This is a genomic window from Streptomyces sp. NBC_00377 (assembly GCF_036075115.1).
Classification (GTDB): domain Bacteria; phylum Actinomycetota; class Actinomycetes; order Streptomycetales; family Streptomycetaceae; genus Streptomyces.
Genome location: NZ_CP107958.1, coordinates 688,085 through 710,384, shown reverse-complemented (window position 1 = coordinate 710,384; position 22,300 = coordinate 688,085). Strand labels below are relative to the sequence as shown.

At 72.2% G+C, this 22,300-nt stretch carries 20 protein-coding genes; 8 read left to right on the top strand and 12 right to left on the bottom strand.

Annotated features, from left to right (window positions below; translation table 11 throughout):
* Nucleotides 1–198 precede the first annotated feature (198 nt).
* A complete protein-coding gene (locus OHS71_RS03335; protein ID WP_328476607.1) occupies nt 199–723 on the bottom strand; it encodes a hypothetical protein in 525 nt (174 codons plus the stop codon).
* Nucleotides 724–1,596: 873 nt separating this feature from the next.
* Between OHS71_RS03335 and OHS71_RS03330 the strand changes: the two genes are divergently transcribed.
* Nucleotides 1,597–3,153: a pectate lyase family protein gene (locus OHS71_RS03330; RefSeq protein WP_328476605.1), complete on the top strand. Its 1,557-nt coding sequence runs from the start codon at nt 1,597–1,599 to the stop codon at nt 3,151–3,153.
* 64 nt (nt 3,154–3,217) lie between these two features.
* On the opposite strand, the gene OHS71_RS03325 is transcribed toward OHS71_RS03330, so the two are convergent.
* The 5 genes from OHS71_RS03325 to OHS71_RS03305 all read right to left on the bottom strand — a co-directional run bounded on the left by OHS71_RS03325 (nt 3,218) and on the right by OHS71_RS03305 (nt 8,144).
* Complete coding sequence (locus OHS71_RS03325) at nt 3,218–3,550, bottom strand: WhiB family transcriptional regulator (protein ID WP_328476603.1); 333 nt, start codon at nt 3,548–3,550, stop codon at nt 3,218–3,220.
* Between the two features lie 194 nt (nt 3,551–3,744).
* On the bottom strand, nt 3,745–4,722 hold the full coding sequence (locus OHS71_RS03320; RefSeq protein ID WP_328476601.1) for a PDR/VanB family oxidoreductase: 978 nt from the start codon (nt 4,720–4,722) through the stop codon (nt 3,745–3,747).
* 19 nt (nt 4,723–4,741) lie between these two features.
* Nucleotides 4,742–5,932, bottom strand: coding sequence for an acetyl-CoA C-acyltransferase (locus tag OHS71_RS03315; RefSeq protein WP_328476599.1), 1,191 nt, complete (start codon nt 5,930–5,932; stop codon nt 4,742–4,744).
* A gap of 29 nt (nt 5,933–5,961) precedes the next feature.
* Complete coding sequence (locus OHS71_RS03310; protein ID WP_328476597.1) at nt 5,962–6,567, bottom strand: histidine phosphatase family protein; 606 nt, start codon at nt 6,565–6,567, stop codon at nt 5,962–5,964.
* A 38-nt stretch (nt 6,568–6,605) separates the two neighbouring features.
* Complete coding sequence (locus OHS71_RS03305; protein ID WP_328476595.1) at nt 6,606–8,144, bottom strand: AMP-binding protein; 1,539 nt, start codon at nt 8,142–8,144, stop codon at nt 6,606–6,608.
* Between the two features lie 195 nt (nt 8,145–8,339).
* Between OHS71_RS03305 and OHS71_RS03300 the strand changes: the two genes are divergently transcribed.
* From OHS71_RS03300 to OHS71_RS03290, 3 genes are all read left to right on the top strand, one after another.
* On the top strand, nt 8,340–9,617 hold the full coding sequence (locus tag OHS71_RS03300) for an acyl-CoA dehydrogenase family protein (RefSeq protein WP_328476592.1): 1,278 nt from the start codon (nt 8,340–8,342) through the stop codon (nt 9,615–9,617).
* 150 nt (nt 9,618–9,767) lie between these two features.
* Nucleotides 9,768–10,532, top strand: coding sequence for an SDR family NAD(P)-dependent oxidoreductase (locus OHS71_RS03295; protein WP_328476590.1), 765 nt, complete (start codon nt 9,768–9,770; stop codon nt 10,530–10,532).
* Nucleotides 10,533–10,535: 3 nt separating this feature from the next.
* Nucleotides 10,536–11,333: a ThuA domain-containing protein gene (locus OHS71_RS03290; RefSeq protein WP_328476588.1), complete on the top strand. Its 798-nt coding sequence runs from the start codon at nt 10,536–10,538 to the stop codon at nt 11,331–11,333.
* Between the two features lie 55 nt (nt 11,334–11,388).
* Here the strand turns inward: OHS71_RS03290 and OHS71_RS03285 are convergent, their stop codons facing one another.
* Genes OHS71_RS03285 through OHS71_RS03270 form a run of 4 tightly spaced genes read right to left on the bottom strand, consistent with a single transcriptional unit; the run spans nt 11,389 to nt 16,316 of the window.
* Nucleotides 11,389–12,432 carry an NAD(P)-dependent alcohol dehydrogenase gene (locus tag OHS71_RS03285; protein ID WP_328476586.1) on the bottom strand — a complete coding sequence of 348 codons (1,044 nt, stop codon included), beginning with the start codon at nt 12,430–12,432 and terminating at the stop codon, nt 11,389–11,391.
* The gene (locus tag OHS71_RS03280) at nt 12,429–13,538 is read right to left on the bottom strand and encodes an ABC transporter permease (protein WP_328476584.1); all 1,110 of its coding nucleotides are present in this window, start codon (nt 13,536–13,538) and stop codon (nt 12,429–12,431) included. The genes OHS71_RS03285 and OHS71_RS03280 overlap by 4 nt, the downstream gene beginning before the upstream one ends.
* A 1-nt stretch (nt 13,539) precedes the next feature.
* Nucleotides 13,540–15,114 carry a sugar ABC transporter ATP-binding protein gene (locus OHS71_RS03275; RefSeq protein WP_328476582.1) on the bottom strand — a complete coding sequence of 525 codons (1,575 nt, stop codon included), beginning with the start codon at nt 15,112–15,114 and terminating at the stop codon, nt 13,540–13,542.
* Between the two features lie 59 nt (nt 15,115–15,173).
* On the bottom strand, nt 15,174–16,316 hold the full coding sequence (locus tag OHS71_RS03270) for a substrate-binding domain-containing protein (protein WP_328476580.1): 1,143 nt from the start codon (nt 16,314–16,316) through the stop codon (nt 15,174–15,176).
* Between the two features lie 435 nt (nt 16,317–16,751).
* Between OHS71_RS03270 and OHS71_RS03265 the strand changes: the two genes are divergently transcribed.
* From OHS71_RS03265 to OHS71_RS03250, 4 genes are read left to right on the top strand one after another with little or no spacing between them, the layout of a single operon-like run.
* Nucleotides 16,752–18,161 (top strand): aromatic ring-hydroxylating oxygenase subunit alpha, encoded by a 1,410-nt coding sequence (locus OHS71_RS03265; protein ID WP_328476578.1) that lies wholly within the window; start codon nt 16,752–16,754, stop codon nt 18,159–18,161.
* Nucleotides 18,146–18,472, top strand: a complete 327-nt coding sequence (locus tag OHS71_RS03260; RefSeq protein ID WP_328476576.1) for a 2Fe-2S iron-sulfur cluster binding domain-containing protein — start codon at nt 18,146–18,148, stop codon at nt 18,470–18,472. Before OHS71_RS03265 ends, OHS71_RS03260 begins: the two co-directional genes overlap by 16 nt.
* Nucleotides 18,473–18,479: 7 nt before the next feature.
* Nucleotides 18,480–18,695 carry a transposase gene (locus OHS71_RS03255; protein WP_328476574.1) on the top strand — a complete coding sequence of 72 codons (216 nt, stop codon included), beginning with the start codon at nt 18,480–18,482 and terminating at the stop codon, nt 18,693–18,695.
* A gap of 3 nt (nt 18,696–18,698) precedes the next feature.
* A complete protein-coding gene (locus OHS71_RS03250) occupies nt 18,699–19,736 on the top strand; it encodes an NADP-dependent oxidoreductase (RefSeq protein ID WP_328476572.1) in 1,038 nt (345 codons plus the stop codon).
* 393 nt (nt 19,737–20,129) lie between these two features.
* Here the strand turns inward: OHS71_RS03250 and OHS71_RS03245 are convergent, their stop codons facing one another.
* Nucleotides 20,130–20,453, bottom strand: a complete 324-nt coding sequence (locus tag OHS71_RS03245; protein WP_328476570.1) for a putative quinol monooxygenase — start codon at nt 20,451–20,453, stop codon at nt 20,130–20,132.
* A 70-nt stretch (nt 20,454–20,523) separates the two neighbouring features.
* Nucleotides 20,524–22,260 carry a PEP-utilizing enzyme gene (locus OHS71_RS03240; protein ID WP_328476568.1) on the bottom strand — a complete coding sequence of 579 codons (1,737 nt, stop codon included), beginning with the start codon at nt 22,258–22,260 and terminating at the stop codon, nt 20,524–20,526.
* Nucleotides 22,261–22,300 lie beyond the last annotated feature (40 nt).

Below are 22,300 nucleotides of genomic sequence, written 5' to 3'. Positions count from 1 at the left end.
GATCGGCGGTCGTGGAGGTGCCGGAGGGCGAAAGCGCGGGAGCCGCTGAAGGGCTCCCGCACGACGCTTCCCTGCGGGCGTCCGGCAGGACGGCGGACTCCCGGGCGTGCCGTCGGGACGTGGCCGCCGTCCGGTGCGCCTTCGTGCGCGGTCCCGACGGCCCGACGTCCCTGGGGGAGCCGGTTCCCTGCGCAACGGTCAGGCGGCGCGGCAGAGCACCGTCGGACGGGCGGGCGTCGGGACCTGGGCCGCGGTGGCGGGCACCGGACGGGCCGCGCGGACAGCGGGCGTGACCTGCGAGCGGTCGCGTGCGAAGACGACGAGGCGCAGCACCACGAACCGGGCGGCGCCGGCGGCCGCGGAGGCGGACAGGTAGACGATCTGTTCGAGCACGGGTCCGGGCGCCGCCGCCAGCGACTGAAGGACGAGCATCGCCGCGCCCGTCACCGCGAACGCGGCGGCCGCGGACCCGGCCGACTGCGCATGCTGTCGGCCGGTCGCGCGTCCGCCCGCGCCGAAGGTGAAGCGGGCGTGCAGCTCGGTGGCGAGGAGAGTGGAGGCCACGGTGACCGCCGCGTTGGCCAGGACCCAGGGAATCAGGGTGCCGAGGGCGGCCACGGCGAAGCTGGACGCGACTCCCACCGCGCCGCCACAGAGCACGAAGCGGGCGAAGGCGACGAGGGCTGCGGGTAACGGCTGCCGCGCTCTGCGCGCTGTTTTCATGATCCGCCCCCTGTGATCGGTCACTGCTCGGACGCGCCCCTCTCGTCCCGACGCAGCCACTCGTTTCCTGCATCGGAAACGCTACGTTGCGTTCATGGGTCGTGCAACGGAATTATTGCGCAGTAATGTCATAGACGCAGGTGGATGACGTCAAATCGTTGCAATGGGCTTGTCGTTAACGCAACAAGCGTGATGGATTCGTTGCAATGGATGGCAAGTGAACGCCACGGTGGGGCGTCCGGCGCGTTCATGTATGCGAATGAGGCGACATGGCCTGCCTGGCAAGGAGGGGCACGGTCGCGAGGCTGCGTGGGGTCGCTCGGCAGGGATCGGGCGCTGACGCGAACCCGCGGAGGCGATCGGCGTTCACATACTTGTCAGCCCTCGGTGCCGGACCTATTCTCGCGTGGAGAAGTGGAGAAAGCGCTTTCCCGGGTGCCTGACGACCCTGCCGGGGAAAGCGGCCCGCGGTGTCGGCCTCGGGGCACCCCCCACGCCGCAACCGATCCGGCGTGGGGCCGGCCCCGGACTGACCGCATGAAGGCGCCGACGCCCGGCACTCCAGGACGTCGTCTCGCTCCCCGTGGCGTTGCCACCCGCGTCGCCCCGGCATGCGTGCACCTGGAGACGGCACCCGTCGCACCGTCGCCCGCGCGGCATCCGCACCGCCCGCACCACAGTTACCGCCCGCACCGCATCGGCACCACCGTCCCTTCCGGCTGAGGGCCCGAACGGCGTCCTTACCGGGCCGGCAGGGGCTGCTCCTGCCCAAAACATGGCATGTACATGGCATGGGTGTGCGACCTGGCCGGCCCTGATCCGGGTCCGGACGTGCGCGGCACCCCGTACGCGATGACGAAAGACGAGGCGAGAATGACAAAGCCAGTCGCTCTGCGACTCTCCGCGGCACTCGGCACCCTGGCCCTGGCGGCGGCGACGGGCGTGGTCCTGTCCATGCCCACCGCGTCGGCGGCCGCCGCCGGTGCGACCGGGTTCGCCACCCAGAACGGCGGCACCACCGGCGGCGCCGGCGGGACGACGGTCAGAGCCACCACCGGCACCCAGATCCACCAGGCCCTGTGCGGCCGGGCCGCCACCAGCACCCCGATCACCATCCAGGTCGAGGGGACCATCACCGTCGGCAACACCGCGAAGGTGTCGGGCGCCGGCTGCAACACCGCCGCCGGCGTGATCGAGTTGAAGGGCATCAGCAACGTCACCCTGGTCGGCGTCGGCGGCGGGGCCGTGTTCGACCAGATCGGCATCCACATCCGCCAGTCGAGCAACATCGTCGTCCAGAACGTGACCGTCCAGAACGTGAAGAAATCGGGATCGCCCACCTCCAACGGCGGAGACGCCATCGGCATGGAGAGCGATGTGCACAACGTCTGGGTGGACCACGCCACCCTGATCGCCTCCGGCGGGGAGTCGGAGGGCTTCGACGCCCTGTTCGACATGAAGGACAACACCCGGTACGTGACCCTGTCCTACAGCATCCTGCGCAACTCCGGCCGCGGCGGGCTCGTCGGCTCCGGCGACAGCGACCTCGCCAACGGGCCGGTCACCTTCCACCACAACCGGTACGAGAACATCGACTCCCGTACGCCCCTGCTGCGCGGCGCCACCGCCCACATCTACGACAACTACTACGTCGGTCTGCACGAATCGGGCATCAACCCGAGGGCCGGCGGCAAGGCGAAGGTCGACAACAACTACTTCAAGGACTCCAAGGACGTCCTCGGCACCTTCTACACCGACCTGCCCGGATACTGGCAGGTCAGCGGCAATGTCTTCGACAACGTGACGTGGTCGGCGCCGGGCGCGGAGAACAACCCCGCCGGGCCGGACCCGACGTCGAACACGACCGTGAGCATCCCCTACTCCTACGCTCTGGACGCCGCGTCCTGTGTGCCGTCGATCGTGACCGCGACGGCGGGCGCCAACAACGGCCTGAAGGTGTCGGACGGGAACTGCGCGGCGACGACACCCACCGCGACCGCCACCTCGACGCCCACGCCGACCGCCACCGCGACACCGCCGGCCACCGCTTCGCCGACGCCGCCGACCGGGAACAACCTGAGTCTCGGCGCCGACGCCGACGGCTCCAGCAAGGCGGCCGGCACCAGCTACGGCAACGTCCGTGACGGCGACACGGCCACCTACTGGTCGCCGAGCGGCTCGACCGGCTCCATCTCCGTCAAGTGGGGCTCGGCGACCACCCTCTCCAGGATCACCATCCGTGAGGCCTCCGGCGCCACCGGCAACATCGGCTCCTGGCGCCTGCTGAACGCCGACACCGGGGCGCTGCTGACCTCGGGCAGCGGAGCGGGCGCCGTCTCCTTCGCGTCCACCTCGCTGAAGAAGGTCACCTTCGAGATCACGGGTTCCAGCGCCACCCCGAAGGTGGCCGAGTTCGAGACCTACGCCTGACCGGAAGGGCGGTGCCCGGGCCGGCCGGACGAACGGCCGGCCGGTTCACGCTCCGCTTCACACCTCAGCCGGGCAGGGCGCCGTCGCCGACCTGTCCCGCCCGGTCACCGCGGCGCCCGGACGCGGGGGCCGGCTCGATCGTCGCTCGTCGTATGGTGCGGCGCTGAGCAGCCGTCGTGGCGCCCCAGATCCCGTCGTCCTCGCCGTGCTCGAGCGCCCAGTCCCGGCAGGCGACGAGCACGGCGCAGCGGCGGCACACCGCTCTGGCCAGTGCGGCTTCCGTACCGGGAGCCGCGAGATCCGACAGAGGGAAGAAGATCTCCGGGTCCTCTCCGACGCACGCGGCCTGATCGCGCCAGTCGGGGGTTTCCGGGTGTTCGCAACCTGAGCCGGTCATGGTGCACCTCCCACAAAGCCGCCTGAAGGCAGGGCGAGTGACAGCCACGGCGCACGTCGGCGCCGCAGCTCCGGCAGAGGTTCCGAGCATCTTAATCACTTATGTCTGATTTCAGGAAGGGCTTCGGGAAGGGCTTCGGGCGTGCGCGGTGCGGACGGAATCCGGGGCTTGGGCCGCGCGCTCCCCGAGGGCCCCTACAGGTCGAGGACCAGGCGGGGGCCGCACGAGCGGGAGACGCAGATGAGCATGGTGTCCCCGGCCGCCCGCTCCTCCTCGCTCAGCAGCGAGTCGCGGTGGTCGGGCCTGCCGTCCAGGACGTCGGTCTCGCAGGTGCCGCACGTGCCCTCGCGGCAGGAGAAGTCCACCGCGACGCCCGCCCCCTCCAGGGTTTCCAGCACCGAGCGGTCCGCCGGCACCGTCAGGGTGAGCCCGGAGCGGGCGAGTTCCACCTCGAAGGTCTCGCCGGAGCCGGAGCCGGCCGTTCGCGCGGGGGCGAACCGCTCCACGCCCAGGGTGCCGGGCGGCCACCCCGCGCACTGCTCCTCCACCGCCCGGAGCAGCGGCTCGGGACCGCAGGCGTGTACGAGGGTGCCTTCCTCGGGCGAGCCGAGGTGGGCGGCGAGGTCCAGCAGGCCGTACTCGTCCTGAGGACGGACCGTCACCCGGTCCCCGTGCCGGGCGAGACGGTCCAGGAACGCCATGGAGGTGCGGGTACGGCCGCCGTACAGCAGACGCCAGTCGTCCCCCGCGGCCTCCGCGGCCTCGACCATGGGCAGGATGGGCGTGATGCCGACGCCGCCCGCGACGAACAGGTGACGTGCGGCGGGCCGCAGCGGAAAGTTGTTCCGCGGTCCGCGCACGCGGACGGTGGCGCCTTCGCGCAGGTGGTCGTGGACGTGGGCGGAACCGCCGCGGCTCTGCGGCTCGCGCAGCACGGCGATCTGCCACGCGTCGCGTGCCGCCGGATGCCCGCACAGGGAGTACTGGCGGATCAGCTCACCGCCGCTGCCGTTCCCGCCGTTCAGGAACACGTCGATGTGGGCGCCCGGCGTCCAGGGCGGAAGCGGACCGCCGTCGGGGCGGCGCAGGGTGAGGGAGACGACGCCGTCGGCGGCCCGGGTGCGGGCGGCCACGGCGAGGGTCGTGTCGACCGGGGGAGGTGGGGTGTCCATGATGGTTCGGCTCCCGTGTTCAGGCCCGCGCGGGCACGTGCAGCAACAGTGCGTCGCCCTGGCCGCCGCCCCCGCACAGGGCGGCGGCTCCGCTGCCGCCTCCGCGCCGTCGCAGTTCCGCCGCGAGGGTCAGCACCAGGCGGGCTCCGGTCATGCCGACCGGGTGCCCGAGCGCGATCGCTCCGCCGTTGACGTTCACCCTGTCCAGCGGGATGTCCAGCTCCCGTACGGAGGCCAGGGCCACTCCGGCGAACGCCTCGTTGATCTCGAACAGGTCCAGGTCCGCGGCCTTCAGCCGGCCGTCCCGGACGAGGGCGTCACGGACGGCGCCGGCCGGCTGGACGAGCAGCGAGGGGTCGGGCCCGGCGACCGTGCCGTAGGCGCCGATCTCGGCGAGCGGGGTCAGCCCCTCCCGCCGTGCCCGCTCCGCGCTCATCACGACGACCGCCGCGGCGCCGTCGGAGAGCTGTGAGGAGTTCCCCGCGGTGATGGTGCCCGAGCCGGAGAAGGCGGGCCTGAGACGGCCCAGGCTCTCGGCGCTGCTCCCCGGCCGTACGCCCTCGTCGGCGTCGACCACGGTCTCGCCGCCGCGTCCGGTCACCGTGACCGGGGTGATCTCCTCCGCCAGCACGCCCGACTCCTGGGCTCGGGCGGCCCTTTGATGGGAGAGCGCGCTGTACTCGTCCTGTTCCTCCCGGGTCAGGGCGAACGGCTGCTGGTAGCGCTCGGTGGCCGCGCCCATGGAGACGCCGTCGAAGGCACAGGTCAGGGCGTCGCGGTCGAGGGCGTCCTCCACCGCGGCCGGGCCGTACTTCCACCCGGTGCGTGATCCGCGCAGCAGGTGCGGGGCGCCCGACATCGACTCCATCCCGCCCGCGACGACCACCTCGTGGCGGCCGGAGGCGATCAGCAGGTCGGCCAGGGCGATGGCGTGCAGACCGGACAGGCAGAGCTTGTTGACGGTGCTCGCGGGCACGGAGAACGGGATGCCGGCCCGGATCGCGGCCTGCCGTGCCGGATTGGGGCCGGCCGCGGCCTGCACGACATGGCCCATGACGACGGCTTCCACGGCGGCCGGCTCCAGCCGGACGGCGTCCAGTGCCGAGCCGATGGCGCGGGCGCCGAGGTCGACCGCGGACAGGGTGCTGAGGGCGCCCGTCAGCCTGCCGATGGGTGTCCTCGCTCCGGCGACGATGACGGATCCGGGCATGACCGAAACCTCCTGGGGTGTGGGACGGGTCAGGCGACCGCGTCGACGGTGCGTTCGGCGATCATGTGGGCCGTCTCGTTGACCGAGTGCAGAACGATGCGGCCGCCGGGCATGCGCCGCACCCGGCTGACGGACGTGTAGCCGGGGTGGAACCAGAACATCGCGGGCAGGCCGAGCACCGCCGCCAGAAAGGTGTTGGTGATGCCGCCGTGGCACACGGCCGCGACCCGCCCGCCGGGATGCGCGTCGAAGATGGCGTCCATGGCCCGCACGGCCCGCCCGCGGAAGGCGTCCCGGTCGAGGTCGGGCACGAAGTCCTCGAAGCGTCCCTCGGCGAGCGCCGCCGCCCGGGGATCGTCCGCGCCGATCTGCTCCGGTGGGGTGTAGGGCTGGGACACGTCCGTGTCCCACTCGCGCAGGTCGTCCAGGACGGTGGCGGTCATACCCGTGAGGCGCTCCAGGGGGGCCACGGTCTCCCTGGCCCGCAGGAACGGGCTGGAGTAGAGGGCGTCGAGGTCCTCGTGGGTGAGCCAGGCGGCGAGGCGTTCGGCCTGGGCGGCGCCCTCCGGCGACAGCCCGGGGTCGAACACGCCTGCCACGGGGAGTCCGTGCCGGATGAGGAGGAGTTCGGTCATGACGATCCTTGGGTGCACAGGGGAACGGTCGGGAAGGCTCAGCCGGCGATGGTGCGTTCCGAGCTCCAGTAGGGGCGGCGCATCGCGCGTTTGTCGAGCTTGCCCATGGCGTTGCGCAGGAGCTCGGGAACGAACTCGTACGACTTCGGGCACTTGTAGGCGGCGAGGCGCTCGCGGCAGAAGGCGTCCAGCTCGTCGGCGGGCGGTTCGTCCCCCGCCGCCACGACGAGGGCCCGCAGCGACTCGCCGAAGTCCGGGTCGGGCACGCCGATCACCGCGACCTCGACGACCGCCGGGTGCTGCCGCAGGACCGCCTCGCTCTCGGCCGGGTAGAGGTTCACGCCGCCGGAGACCACGACGTCGGCGGCCCGGTCGGTGATGAAGATGTAGCCGTTCTCGTCGACGTAGCCGATGTCGCCGAGCGTGAAGACGCCGGGGGAGAGATAGGCGGCCTTGGTCTTGTCCGGGTCGGCGTGGTAGCGGACCCCTTGGTCCTCGGGCGCCCGGAAGGCCAGCAACCCGCGTTCTCCGGGCGCCAGTTGCGTGCCGTCGTCATCGGTGACCAGGACCTCGAACGGAGGCCGGACGCGTCCGACCGAGCCCGGGTGCGCGAGCCACTCGTCGCTGCTGATGCGGGCCACGGTCCCCGCCTCGCTGGCGCCGTACGACTCCGTCAGCACCGGACCGAACCACTCGATCATGGCCCGCTTCACGTCCGGCGGGCACGCGGAGCCGGTGTGGGAGACCTGACGCAGGCTGGAGAGGTCGTACCGGGCGCGGACCTCGTCCGGGAGGGCGAGCAGCCGTTGGAAGTGGGTGGGCACCATGACCGTCGAGGAGACCTGCCACTTCTGCACACGGCTGAGGAAGGTCTCCGGGTCGTACCTGCCGAGGACGACCACCGGCCGGCCGGCCGCGAGGTGCCGCAGCGAGGTCAGCGGCGCGTTGTGCTGGAGGGGGCCGCACACCAGGTGGGGCCCCGGCGGGAAGCCGGGCCGGGCGGACATCGCGGTGAGGTAGGCGGTGCTGTCGGCCACCGGACCGCTCACCCAGCGCACCTCGGTCCCGCGTGCCCGTCCGGTGGTGCCGGAGGTGTAGACGAGCGGAGGCCGGGCGGGCCGGTCCGCCGGGAGGGGCCGGCCGATGGGCGCGGCCGCCAGCCACAGGTCCCAGTCGAAGGCGTGCCCGGCCGCCGGGGTTCCGTGCGTCACGACCGGCAGGCCCAGTTCGCGCGCCGCGTCGAGGGCGGCGCCCGCGCCGGCGGGTCCGGCGATGATCCCGGTCACGCCCGCGTCGATGATCTGGTCGACGAGTTCGCCCGAGGTGAGGTTCCGGGACGCGGCCACGGTCCCCACCCCGGCGCGCAGTCCCGCCAGGTGGGCCACCAGCGTCGGGATCGCGTTGTCACCGAGGACGGCGATCCGGTCGTCGGGGCCCGGCGCGAACTCCAGCAGCCGGGCCGCCGCCCGTCCGACCTGGTCGGTCAGGCCGGCCCAGGACAGCACGCCCAGGTCGTCCACCACGGCGGGCTCGTCGGGTGTCTCCTGGGCGCGACGGTCGAGTGGCAGCAGCGACATGGCTCCTCCGGCGGCTCCGTGGTCCTCTCACGATTCGACGGGAGAGGGGATGTGGAGACTGTAGCGTTTATCAAGAAAGTACGGAACACTCTGATCCTGGAAGGAGTCGTTCCCGCATGGTTCAGCGGTGATGAGCATCGACGCCCCACCCACCCTTACTGAATCCGTCATCTGGTAAGTACCCGAGGAGGAGCCATGTCCCAGCCCGATCCGGACGCATGGCGCACACAGGTCCGGCAGTGGCTGGCCGACGTGCTCGAACCGGCCAGGACACCCGGCTCGGCCGGGGAGACCCCCGACCTCGCCGTGTTCCACAACCTCCCCGAGGACGAGGAACGCCTGCTGCTGGAGCGCTGCCGCGCCTACCAGCGGGCCCGCTTCGACGCCGGCTACCAGGCGCTGACCCTGCCCGAGGACAAGGGCGGGGCGGGCCTGACCGCCGCCCACGTGGCGGCGTTCGCCGAGGAGGAGTCGGCCTTCGAGGTGCCCCCGTCCACCGAGCTGATCAGCGTCACCGTGCGCCTGGTCGCGATGGCTGTCTCCCTGTTCGGGACGGCCGAGCAGCGCCGGGACCAGGCCCGCGCCTTCCTGCGCACCGACCTGCTCGCCTGCCAGCTCTTCAGCGAACCCGGCGCCGGATCCGACCTCGCGGCCCTGCGCACCCGCGCCCGCCAGGAGGGGCAGGGGGACACGTCCGGCTCGAGCGAACCCGGAAGCGGCGGAGACTGGGTGATCGACGGTCAGAAGGTGTGGACCTCGGGCGCCCAGTTCGCCGACTACGGCCTGCTGCTCGCCCGCACCGACCCCGACGTGGTCAAACAGGCCGGCATCACCGCCTTCCTGATCCCCATGGACGCCCCCGGGGTGGAGGTGCGGCCCATCCGTCAGATGAGCGGCGGCGCCTCCTTCAACGAGGTCTTCCTCAGCGGCGTACGCGTCCCGGACCGGCTGCGGATCGGGCGGCCGGGACAGGGCTGGGAGGTCGCCACCACCACCCTCGCCTTCGAGCGGACCGCCTCAGGCAGCGGCAACCGCCGCAAGGGCGGCACCTTCACGGACGTGCTGGCACTCGCCCGCTCCCTCGACCGCGCTTCGGACCCACTGGTCCGCCAGCGCCTGGCCGACCTGTACGTACGGGCCGCCCTGCGCGCGGCCACCGTGGAGCGCGTCGCCCGGACGAGCGCCGCCGGCGGACGGCCGGGTCCCGAGGCCTCACTCACCAAACTCATGGCCTCCGACCTCCTCACCCGCACGGGACAGGTCGCCGCCGAGCTGATGGGGGCGCGCATCAGCGCCGACACCGGGGAACCGGGCGCCTTCGCCTGGACCCAGCATCTCCTGGGCGCCCCCGGCTACCGGCTGGCCGGCGGCACCGACCAGATCCAGCGCAACCTGATCGGCGAGCGGGTGCTGAAACTGCCGCCCGAACCGCGGGCGGACCGTGCGCCCTTCTCTCAGCAACCCGGCAACTGAGTTCCCGCCCCGGCCACGCGGGGCTCTCGCCGGCAACGGAGGTCCTGCCCGGCGACCGAGGACCCCGCCCGGCCATCCGGCCATCCGGCCATCCGGCCATCCGGCCATCCGGCCATCCGGCCATCCGGCCATCACGAAGGAGTGACATCCATGGATCTGGGACTGACGGGCGCGAAGGCGCTGGTGACCGGCGCGAGCCGGGGCATCGGGCGCGCCGTCGCCGTAACGCTGGCGGCGGAGGGCTGCGCGCTGGCCCTGTGCGCCAGAGGTGAGGAAGACCTGGCCAAGGCGGCCGCCGAACTGCGGGCTGAGGGGGCGACCGTCTTCGCGGAAGCGGTCGACGTCACCGACCCCGCGGCGCTCGCGGGCTTCGTGGAGCGGGCGGCCGGTGAACTGGGCGGCCTCGACCTGCTGGTGTCCAACGTGTCGGCGGGCAACGTGAAGGGCCCCGAGTCCTGGGAGGCCAGCCTGCGCGGAGACCTGATCCCCTTCGCGGGACTCGTCGAGGCGGCCCTTCCGCACCTGGACGCCTCCGACCGGGCAGCCGTCGTGGCCATCGGCACCACCAACGCCTCCGACACGGCGCGCCCGGCCGGCGCGAACTCCTACTCCGCGCTCAAGGCGGCCGTCGTCCAGCACGCCTCGGCCCTCGCGCACGCCCTCGCGCCCCGGGGCATCCGCGTGAACACCGTCTCGCCCGGCCCGATCGACTTCCCCGGCGGCGCCTGGGAGACCATCCGCACCAGCCGCCCGGAGGTGTACGAGGAGGTGCTCGCCAAGCTGCCGGTCGGCCGCTACGGCACCGCCGAGGACGTGGCCGCGGCAGTGGCGTTCCTGCTCGGGCGGACCGGCTCCTTCTGCGTCGGGGTCAACCTCGTGGTGGACGGCGGGCTGCTCACCCGCGTCCAGTACTGAGCCATGGCGGGCCCGGCCGGCCGCCTGGACGCCGTACTCGTCTGCGGCGGCCGCTGGCACGACTTCGACCATGCGCGGCTGCGGCTGCTGGAACTGCTCGGTGAGCATCCGCGGGTCCGCACCACCGTGCACCAGGACTACGACTGCCTGGACGCACTCGACCGGGCCGACCTGCTGGTCACCTACACCTGCGACGTCCGGCCGCGCCCGGCCCAGCGGGCCGCGCTGGCCCGCTTCGTCGAGCGGGGCGGACGCTGGCTCGCCCTGCACGGCACCAACTCGGTGATCGAGCCGTCGAGGAGTGACGGGGCGCGGATCTTCGCGACACCACGGCTCCTCGGGCCGCTGGCACAGGTGCTCGGCAGCCAGTTCCTGGCCCACCCGCCGATCGAGCCGTACGAGGTCCGCGTCACCCGGCCCGGTCATCCGCTGGTCGCCGGGATCGAACCGTTCACGGTCACCGACGAGCTGTACGTGTGCGAGCTGCACGGAGAGCTCGAGGTGCTGCTGCACGCCGAGTACACGGGCCCGTGCCGCGGTTTCGCGGAGGGCGACACGGCCGCCCTCGACGACGCACCCCGCCCCGTGCTGTACCTCAGGCGGCACGGTCGGGGCGAGGTCTGCTACTTCACCCTCGGCCACTGCCGCGGCCGTTACGACATGCAGGACCTCGGCGTGGACGACACCGGCCAGGTCGACATGGGGCCATGGCGGACCCCGGAGTTCCTGACGGTCCTTCGGCGGTGCGTGCAGCGCACGGTGGACGGTCGGGACCGGGCACAGGAGCGGGCCGGCACCTGAGCGAGGCTCGGGTGCCGGCCCTGCACCGGCCCGTGGCCGGGGCCACGGCTCCGGCTCAGCCGTGTGGCAGTACCACCGCGCGACCGCGGATGTCACCGGCGTGCAGACGCTCGTACGCCGCGGGCGCCTGCTCCAGGGTGAAAGTCTCGACGTGGGCCGACACGAGCCCCTGCCGCGCCAGTTCGAGCACGTCCATGAGCTCCGGCCGGCTGCCCCAGTAAGGAAAGGCGGCGGACACCTCGAACGGCAGCCCGCCCCCGAAACCGACGGCCAGGGTGCCCCCGCCGAGGCCCACGACGGTGACATCGCCCTCGACCGCCACCGACCCGGCGGCGATCGCCAGGGTCGCCTCGGCCCCGACGAAGTCCAGGACGACCTCCGCTCCCGTCCCGCCGGTGAGGCGCCGCAGCCGCGCCACGGCCTCGCCGTCCGACAGCAGCGTCTCGTGGGCGCCGACCTTGCCGGCCAGCTCCAGCTTCTCCTCGCTCACGTCGAGGGCGACCACCCGGGCCGGGGTCAGCGCGCGCAACAGCTGCACGGCGAGATGCCCCAGACCGCCGACGCCGATCACCACCGCCGTGCTGCCGGGCAGCAGCTTGGGCAGCGACCTGCGGATCGCGTGATACGGAGTCAGTCCCGCGTCGGTGAGCGGCGCGGCCTGCACGGGGTCGACCCCGTGCAGCGGCACCAGATGACGGGGCGAGTCGACCAGCATGTACTCCGCGAGCGCGCCGGGGGAGCCGAGTCCCGGCGGCATGATGCCGAGCCCGGCGGCGTGCGGACAGCAGTTCTCCTTGCCCTCGGCGCACTTGGGGCAGCGCCCGCAGCCCCACGGGCCGTACACCGCCACCGCCTCACCCTCCGCCACGCCGGTGACACCGACGCCGACCGCCGCAACCGTCCCGACCCCCTCGTGACCGAGCGCCAGCGGCAGCGGATAGGGGAACACCTCCTCCGGCCAGCCCATCACCGCCAGGTCCGAGTGGCAGATCCCCGCCGCCGTCACCTTCAGCAGCACCTGACCCGGGCCGGGTTCGGGCACCGGCACCTCCACGACCTCGGGAGCGTGCCCCACCCTGCGGTACTGAACGGCCCTCATCCCCGGATCTCCTTGTCGGCGGTGGTGTCGGACCGGGCCCCCGTGCGGCGGCGCAGCACGGCGGGCAGCGCGATCCGCCCTCCGGTGAGAACGAGCGCCACGATGAGGACCGAACCGGTGAACAGGCTCGCGGCCCACTGCGCGCTGGTGGCGAGCCCGAGCCCCGTGATGCCGGTGCCCAGCAGAAGGACCGCGATGACCGTGCCCCAGGCGTTGAAACGGCCCGCGCGCAGCTGCGTCGCGCCGACGAAGGCCGCCGCGTAGGCCGAGAGCAGGTACGGGGTGCCCGCGGTGGGCGATCCGGATCCCACCGAGGACGCGAAGACGACGCCGGCGAAACCGGAGAGCAGCGCGGACACCACCAGCGTCAGACAGCGCAGCCGGTCGGTGCGCACGCCCTGGAGCCGGGCCGCGTCGGCGTTGAAGCCGGTCGCGTACAACCGGCGCCCCGTGGCGGTGTGTTCCAGCAGGAACCAGATGGCGAGGGCGGCGAGCAGCAGGTACAGCACCGGCAGGGTGATGCCGCCCGCGTCCAGCTGGGCGATGTCCGCGAACGGCTTGGCGAGCAGTTGCACACCGGTGATCGAACTGTCGTTGGTGACCATGGTGATCAGGGACTGGATCAGCGCACCGGTGGCCAGGGTGGCGATGAACGAGTCGACCCGCAGCACCACCACCACGACGGCGTTGACCACTCCGACCAGCAGGGCCGCGGTCATCGCCAGGGTGATCGCGGCGGTGGGGCCGAGACCCGTGGAGACCAGGAAGTGGGCGGTCAGCACACTCGTGAGGGACATGGTGTAGGCGACCGACAGGTCGAAGACACGGGCGGCCAGCGGCAGTACGACGCTGAGCGCCACCAGCCCGGCCACGGCGTTGCCGTTCAGTACCTGCTTGACCGTGATGACGGTCGGGAAGGTGTCCGGCGCCCACACGGAGAAGATCACGGCGATCAGCAGCCACACGTAGACGGCGCCGATGTTGCGGAACGACAGGGCGGCCACCGCCCGCCGGCCGAGCGCGCCGGGCGTCCCCACGGCGGTGGCCGCGGGTCCGTCGGGGCCGGTCGGCCGGAGCCGTGCGGCCCGGGTCGGGGTGGATGTCATCTCACTCGGTTCCTTCCATGGCGTGGACCAGCGCGGGTTCGGTGATCTCCCGGCCGTTGATCTCCCGTACGATCCGGCCGTCGCGTACCACCAGGACGCGGGTGCAGAGCGCGAGCAGGTCCTCCGTGTCGGAGGAGGACACGATCACGCCCATACCGCCGACGGCCTGACGCTCGATCAGGTCGTACAGCTGGAGGCGGGTGGCGATGTCGACGCCCGCGGTGGGTTCGCACAGCACCAGCACCGCAGGCTGCTGGGCCAGGCAGCGGGCCATGACGACCTTCTGCTGGTTGCCGCCGCTCAGGGTGGTGATCCGGGCCCCGGGCCCGGCCGTGCGCACCCCCACCCGTCGGATCCAGTCCGCGGCGAGAGAGGACTCGCGGCGCCGCTGAAGACGTCCGCCCCGTGCCCGGAGCCGGTCGAGCAGGGGGAGGGTCAGGTTCTCGCCGACGGAGAAGTCGCCGATCACCCCCTCGGCGGCCCGGTCCGCGGGGACCAGGGGAACGCCCAGCTCACGCGCGTCCTTCACGTCGGTCCATCGCCGGGAGTGCTCCGGCACCCGCACCTGGCCGCGCACCGGACCGCCGTAGGCCCCGCACACCGCGTAGGGCAGCACCTCGTGGCCGGAGCCGACGAGGCCGGTGACGCCCAGCCGCTCGCCCCGGGCCAGCGTGAAACCGACTCCGCGCAGCGAGCCGGCCCACAGGTCACGGACCTCCAGAACGGGCGTGGCGGGACCGGAGGGCGGCCGCGGCCGGTGCTCGGTCTCCGTCTCCTCACCCGCCATCAGTTCGGCGAGCGAGCGCGGGGTGAGCCCGGCGACCGCTCGGGTGGCGATCCGGCGTCCGCCGCGGATCACGGTGACCCGGTCGGCCAGCGCGAAGATCTCGTCCATGCGGTGCGAGACATACAGGACGCTGGCGCCGGCGTCGCGGATCTCCCGCACGATGTCGAACAGCCGGGCCACCTCCCCGGGCGGCAGCACGGCGGTCGGCTCGTCGAGCACGAGCACCCCGCGCCGGCCCTCCCAGCCCTGTAGTGCGGCGGCGATGGCGACCACCGCCCGCTGGACGGGAGTGGCCGACGAGAGGGGACGGCGTACGTCGATGCCGAGACCGAACCGTTCGACCAGGGCGGTCGTCCGCCGTTCCATCTCCGGCCAGCGGATGTTGCCGAGGGCGGTGCGGGCGAAGCCTCGGCTGAGCGCGAGGTTGTCGGTGGCGTTCAGCTCGTTCACCAGCCCCAGCTCCTGGTGGACGAAGCGGAGCCGGGCGTGCCGGGAGCCGGTGACGTGCCCCAGGCCGAAGGGTTCGCCGTCGAGTTCGGCTACCGCTCCGGGCTCGGCGTGGTGGTACCCGGCGAGGATCTTGATGAGGGTGGACTTGCCGGATCCGTTGGGCCCGATGAGGGCGTGGATCTCGCCGTGGGCGATGTCGAGGTCGACGTCCTCGAGCGCCTGGGTCGCGCCGAACCGCTTCGACAGCGCGGACACCCGCAGGACGGGACGGTCGGTCCCGGCCGCCCCGCGCACCGGAAAGGCCGGCTCGGTCGTCCCCGTTGACGTGTCAGCGTGCACTGCTGCTCCATCCGTGGGGTGGGCCGCCGCCGGCATGCCGCCGGCGGCGGGCGGGTCGCTCAGTTCAGGCCCCAGAGCGCCTTGAACTGCGCCTGGTAGTCCTCGACGAGGGGGAAGTCGCCGAGGGCCTTGGGGAGGTTGTCCTTGGTGACGAGCATGTTGGGCAGCACCGCCTTCTGGTCCACGTCCATGGACTGGCCGGTGAACTGGCGGGCCAGCGCGTCGACCTGGAGCCATGCGGCCTCGTGCGAGTTCAGTGCCATCGCGGCGTCGCTGAGTCCGCTCTGGATGTACTGGTAGTTCTGCCCGTCGCCCACGTTCACGGCGATGTGCTTGCCGGTGATGCCGGCGGTCTTCAGTGCGGCCGGGACGCCCACGTTGAGCAGGCCGAGGGAGAAGACGACGTGGGTCACCTTCGGGTGCGAGCGCAGGTACGACACCACCCGGTCCGGCATGTCCTTGCCGATCGAGGTGATCGGCACGTCGACGCTGTCCAGCCCGCAGCCGGCGCACCACTCCTTGTACTTGGCCGCGAAGCTGTCCTTGACGGGCTTGAGGATGGTGTAGGCGGGCAGGTCGAAGTAGACGGTGTCGGCCTGGGCGCCGCTGTCGGACACCACCCACGAGGCCAGCATCTCGCCCTGGACGGCGACGTCCCCGGGCCCGTTCTTCAGCAGGGAGATGCCGTCGCCCACCACGTCGTCGGCGTTCGACTGGACGACCGGGATGCCGGCCGCCTTCAGCTGCGCCAGCTGCTTGGCGTACACCGCGCGCGGGAATCCGGAGCTGACGACGGCGTCCGGCTTGTCGCGCAGCGCCTGGTCGTAGGCGGCCTGCACGGACTCCGGCGTGCCCTGGGTGGCGATCTGCCTGACCTGCCAGCCGAGCTGCTCGGCTCCCGCGGTGAAGAAGTTGGCCAGGTCCTGGCACGACTGCACGCCGCACAGGATGAAGTCGATCTTCTTGTCCCCGGGGATGCTCTTGCCCACCGGCGTGGTGACCGGGATCCGGGCCGGGTGCTCGGAGTACTTCTCCACGGCCTTGCGGGCCGCGATCAGGCCGGGGGAGTCCGAGGCCGCCGCTTTGGCGGAGTCGGCGGCCGGCGTCGTGTCGGTGCCGCACGCCGCCAGGGCGAGCAGGGCGGTGACGGGGACGATCGAGGTGAGCGCGCGACGGACCGCGCGTCCGGGTCTTGAACTCATCGTTGAGTACTCCCGTGGTGTGGCGCCTGCGCCGCTGCCGCGGTCCGCGTCGCTCCCGCGTCCGTGGCGGCCGGTGGTGCGCAGGCGGGTCCTGGGCCGCCCGGGCCGGACGGCACGCATGACTGGTCGAGCGCCTTCATGGTTCGCCGGCGTGGGGTACGGCGCGGGCCGCCGAGGGACTCGGGCGGCGCTGGGGCCGACCGGGGCAAAAACCACCTCGGTCGGAGAGAAACTTATGAGGCTCTACAGCCTCAGATGCGAGGGAGTGTGACACGCGTCGGCGGGCTTGGGGAGGGGGAAGGTGCGACAAATTCGAGCTGAACACCGCTGATCCCTCGCGACATCGGGTTTTGTGGTGCCCGGTCGGCGTCGGAAGTGTTGCTCATGGGCGGAACCCATAACTACACTCACTCTAAAGTTTCTGCCGGAGGAGAGATGATGGACGAAACATCGGAGCCGGCCACAGCGCGGTGCCCCGGGCCCAGCGTCCAGGACTACCTCGACCAGGACAGCCGCCCCGTTCCCCCCGCCCTGAGGTTCGAGCGGAACGACCACCTCGGCAGCGAGGACATCGACACCGCCCGCTTCACCTCCCGCGAGTGGGCCGAGCGCGAGATGCGGCAGGTCTGGCGGCGCGTCTGGCAGTTCGCCTGCCTGGAGAGCGAGATCCCCGAAGTCGGGGACCACGAGGTCTACGAGATCGGCGACGACTCCCTCATCGTCGTCCGCACGGCCCCCGAGGAGATCCGCGCCTTCGTCAACGTCTGCCTGCACCGCGGACGCAAACTGCGTACCGGCGGCGGCAACGTCAGCGAGTTCCGCTGCTCGTTCCACGGCTTCGCCTGGAACCTCGACGGCACGATGCGGACCCCGCCCTGCGCCTGGGACTTCCCGCACGTCACCCCGGAGAAGTTCGCCCTCCCCGAAGCCCGTGTGGCCACCTGGCGCGGCTTCGTCTTCATCAACATGGACCCCTGCGCCGAGTCCTTCGACAGCTACCGCGGCACCTTCGACGACTACTACATCTGGCCGCTGGAGAACCGCTACAAGTCGCTGCACATCGGCAAGGTGCTGCCCTGCAACTGGAAGATCGCCCAGGACGCGTTCATCGAGTCCTTCCACGTGATCGCCACGCACCCGCAGATGCTGCCGTGGCTGGCCGACGCCAACTCGCAGTACGACGTCATGGCGGACCAGCCGAACTGGAGCCGCATGATCAACATCCAGGGGGCGCCCAGCCCGCACGTGGCGGACTCGATCACCGAGGAGGACGTGCTGGAGACCTTCTACGACTCCCGTGCCTTCTACGCCGCGGCCGAAGGCCGTGACCTGGTGATCCAGGAGGGCGACGAACTGCCGGCGATTCCGCCCGGCGGCACGGCCCGGCAGGTCCTCGCCGAGCGGATGCGCGCACAGCTGGCGGCCACCTCGACACAGGACTTCTCCGGGACCCCGGACACCGAACTGCTCGACGCCATCAACTACTTGCTGTTCCCGAACTTCAATCCCTGGGGCGGAGCCAAGTCGAACATCATCTACCGGTTCCGGCCCAACGGCCTCGACCCCGACTCCTGCACCGCCGAGATCATCTTCATGTCGTCCCCCAAGCAGCCCGGCGAGACACCGCCCCCCGCGAAGATCCGGTGGGTGCCGCAGGACATGCTCTTCGCCGACATCCCCGAACTGGGCGTGCTCGGACCCGTCTTCGACCAGGACTGCGAGAACCTGCCCTACGTCCAGCAGGGCCTGAAGGCCATGCGCAAGCCGGGCATCACCCTGGCCAACTACCAGGAGAGCCGCATCCGTCACTTCAACCGGACACTCGACCGGTGGATGGACAAGTGACCCACCGGGTGGCGGTCAGGCCCCTGGGCGAGGAGCTCGAAGTCCTCGACGGCGAGGACCTGTTCAGCGCCGCCCGGCGGCTCGGCTACCGCTGGCCCACGATCTGCGACGGCAAGGGCACCTGCCGCACCTGCTTCGTCCGGGTGGAGGAGGGCGCCGAGAACTGTTCCCCGGTGGGCCCGCTGGAACGCGAGGGCATCGAGGCCCTGCGCAGGCCGGTGGACGGCCTGACCCGGCTCGCCTGCCGGCTCCGGGTCGAGGGCCCGGTGACCGTGACCAAACGCGGCGTGCGCCGCCGAGTGCAGGAGTGAGGCCCCCATGCCCAAGCAAGTGATCCACCCGCTGACCGGGCATGTGTACCGGCTCACCGAGGACGGACTGGTCGAGGTGACCGACCCCGCGACCGGGGCACAGGGCGTCTTCGACTTCCAGGCCCGGTGGCAGTCGGGCGAGCTGCGCCACGCCGACCTCCAGATGGCCGGCTGGGTCGGCCGACTCGCCCAGCGGCGTACGCCGCCGCAGCCGGAGCGCTGACCGGTGACGCCGCCGCGTACGACCCGGGTGGTCTGTCTGGTGCGCCGGCCCGACAAGGAGCCGATGCTCAGTGACTTCGCCGTCGAGGACCGCCCGCTGCCGCACCTCGGGGCGGGACAACTGCTGGTGCGCAACCTGTACATGAGCGTCGACCCGTCCATGCGCGGGCGCCTGGAGAGCACCGAGAAGCACTACACGCACAACTTCACCCCGGGCTCGCCGCTCGACGGCCGCGCCCTCGGCGTCGTGGAGGAGAGCCGCTGTGCCTCGGTGCCGCCCGGCACGTACGTACGCCATCAGCTCGGCTGGCGTGAACGGGCCGTCCTGGACGCGGCGGCGACCGACGGCGCGGGCCGCATCGACCCCGGACTCGCCCCGCTGCCCACCTGGCTGGGGCTGCTCGGCCAGACCGGCTTCACCGCTTACGTGGGCCTGACCCGGATCGCGGAGATGCGTCCGGGCGACACCGTCCTCGTGTCCGCCGCGGGCGGCGCCGTCGGCACGGCCGCAGGCCAGTTCGCCCGTCTGCTGGGCGCCGAACGCGTCGTCGGCACGGCCGGCGGGCCGGACAAGTGCGCCCTGCTGGTGAAGGAGTTCGGCTACGACGCCGCCGCGGACTACCGCGCGGGGCCCGTCCGTGACGCGCTGGCCCTCCTGGCGCCCGACGGCGTCGACGTGTACTTCGACAACGTCGGCGGCGAACAGCTCGCCGCCGCGCTGCACGCGCTGCGCCCCGGTGGCCGGGTAGCCCTGTGCGGCATGATGTCGCAGTTCGGCGGCGACCGGCGGACCGTGGACATCAACCACCTGATCCAGGCGGTCCTCAAGCGGCTGACCCTGTGCGGTTTCATCGTCCGCGACCACGACGACCTGCGGCCGGAGTTCGAGCGGCGGGTCGCGGGCTGGCTCGCCGAGGGCCGGATCACCGCGCGCGAGACGGTGGTGGACGGCCTGGAGAACGCCGCGGGGGCGCTGCTGTCGCTGCTGGGCGGCGGCAACGTCGGCAAGATGCTGGTCCGGTTGGACGACTCCCACCGCTGACGACCCGCCGCAACAAGGTACGGCGCCCCCGCCGGGGGCGCCGTCCATGTGCATGTGGCTCACGCGCATGTGGCCCACACGCATGTGGCCCACACGCATGTCGGGCCCGCGCATGTGGCCCACACGCATGTCGGGCCCGCGCATGTGGCCCACACGCATGTCGGGCCCGCGCATGTGGCCCACACGCATGTCGGGCCCACGCATGTCGCCCACACGCATGTCGGGCCCACGCATGTGGCTCAAGCGCATGTCGGGCTCACGCGCGTGTGGCACATGTGCCGCTCACACACATGGGCCGCCCGCTCACACACATGGGCCGCCCGCTCACGCACATGGGTCGCTCACGCGCATGCTGCCTTTCACCGCGTGCGCCGTTTCACGGCATGCGCCGTCTCACCGCATGGGCCGTGACGCGGCGACGGAATGGGCCGTCAGGGAGACCCCGACCCGGGTCAGCCCCGCCACGGCGTCCCGGAAGTCCTTGATGTGCGGGGTGGCGAAGTGCTCGTCGAGGGCCTGCTGCGAGGTCCAGTGCTCGAACACCCGGATCCGCCGCTCGTCGCCGGGGTCGGCGGTCATGGCGTAGTCCAGGCAGCCGGGTTCTTCCTCCCGCGTGCGCCGGCCCAGCTCGACGAGTGCGGTGAGCATCGTGCTGCGATCGCCGGGTTCGTAGTCCATCCAGCCGGCGACGATGATTTCCTCGGCCACGGGAGCCACGCCTTGTCCTTTCACGGTCGTGCCCGCGGGCCCGCCGCGCCTGCGTGGGAGGCGACGGGCCCGCGGAGTCTCAGCTGCCGGGCGACGCGGGGACGCTGTCCACGGTGACCGTGCCGCGCTCCCCGTCGACCGTGATGACCATGCCGTCCCGCAGCCGTCGGGTGCCCCCCTCGACGGAGATCACCGCCGGGATGCCCAGCTCCCGGCAGACCACGACGGCGTGGCTGTTGAGCGCGCCCACGTCCACGACGGCCGCCCCGGCGACGAGGAACAGCGGGGTCCAGGCCGCGTCCGTGATCGGCGCGACCAGCACCTCGCCGGGCTCGAGCGCCTCGCACGAGGCCGGGTCGGTGACCACCCGCACGGTGCCTTTGTAGGTGCCGTGGCTGCCGCCCACACCGCCGAGCACATCGCCCTCGACGGCCGCGGGGGTCCGCTCCTCGGCGCGTCGCGGCCAGGTGTCGATCTCGGTCTGCGTGTCGTCGGCGACGAAGAACGGCGGCTCCAGCTCGTGCAGGCCCGCGTACTCGTCGAGCCGCTGCGCGATGACGGGACCGAAGGACTCCGGGGCGGCGACATAGTCGTCGAGTTCGGTGTCCAGGAGCATCATCACGTCCTCGGGCCGGGCGAAGATCCCCGCCTCGACGCCCCGGCGGCCGAGTTCCCGTACGGCCATGCGGATCTCGTTGACGACGGTGACGCAGTTCGCCTTGGTGCGCTCGCGGGCCGGGATCCACACCTGGGAGGCGTGCATACCGGCGTCGAACAGGGGCTGCGTCTCCTCGGGCAGCGCGGCCCGGATCTCGCGCGCCGTCCGCTCACGGCCGTCGGTCAGCCGCCTGCGGCGGGCGGCCGGGGAGTCGTCGTCGGCGCTGTGCCGGATCCGGTCGACCAGGGCCAGGACCTGGACGGGTGCCGCCTCCCAGGACAGCGCGTGGATGTCCCACTCGTTGGGGCCGCGGTCGCCGGACTCCGCCAGGAACTCCTCGAAGGAGTCCCGGAACGCCTTCAGGTCCCCGGTCGCGGCGTCGAGCGCCTGCTCCACCGCGGCCGTACCCCGGTCGAACAGCGCGGTCAGCTCGGGCGAGGCCGCCACCTGGCGGGACAGCGTCCACAGGCCGGTCGAGGGGGAGGCGGAGTCGACGTCGCCGAGACCGCCGATGAGGTCGAGCATGGCGCCGGGACGGTCCAGGCCCGCGCACAGCGGGCCGAGGATCGCCGGTCCGACGGAGGCGGGCAGCGACGACTCGACGTGCCGCCGGAAGGTCGTCTCCACCTCGTCCAGCAACGACCGCGCGTGCGCCACCAGTTCGGCGTCGGAGAGCTGCGTCAGGTCGGGGCGCGAGCGGCGCAGGGCGCGCAGCCTGTCCCGGTCGGCGTCGGCTTCCGGGAAGCCGGCCTGGCCGAGCATCCGCTGAAGCGTCGCGCCCGCCTTGCCGGTCAGTTCCTCGTCCTGGTCGTCCGGGTGCGCCACGTACACGGGCGTGTCCGAGCGCTGGCCGACGAAGGCCGCGTCGATCTGGTCCGCTGTCTGGCCCATCCGGATGCCGAACAGGCGCATGTGGGACAGGTTGAGGTAGAAGTGGCCGCCGAACATGCCGACGAACGGCGGCCGGGGGCCGGCCACCTCCTCGTCGCGGTAGATGCCGAAGCCGACGAAGCCGTCCCGCCAGCCCCGCAGGCCCCGCCCCCAGACCAGGGTCCAGCCCAGCGGGCTGGCCGGGTCCGGCAGGGTCTCGCCCGCGTTGGCGCGGGTGTAGTGCGGCAGGCGCTCACTGCGCTGCCAGTCCGTGATCCAGCTCTTCATGACCGAGGTCTCCCGCTGTCCGTGCCCGTCCCTGCCCGCC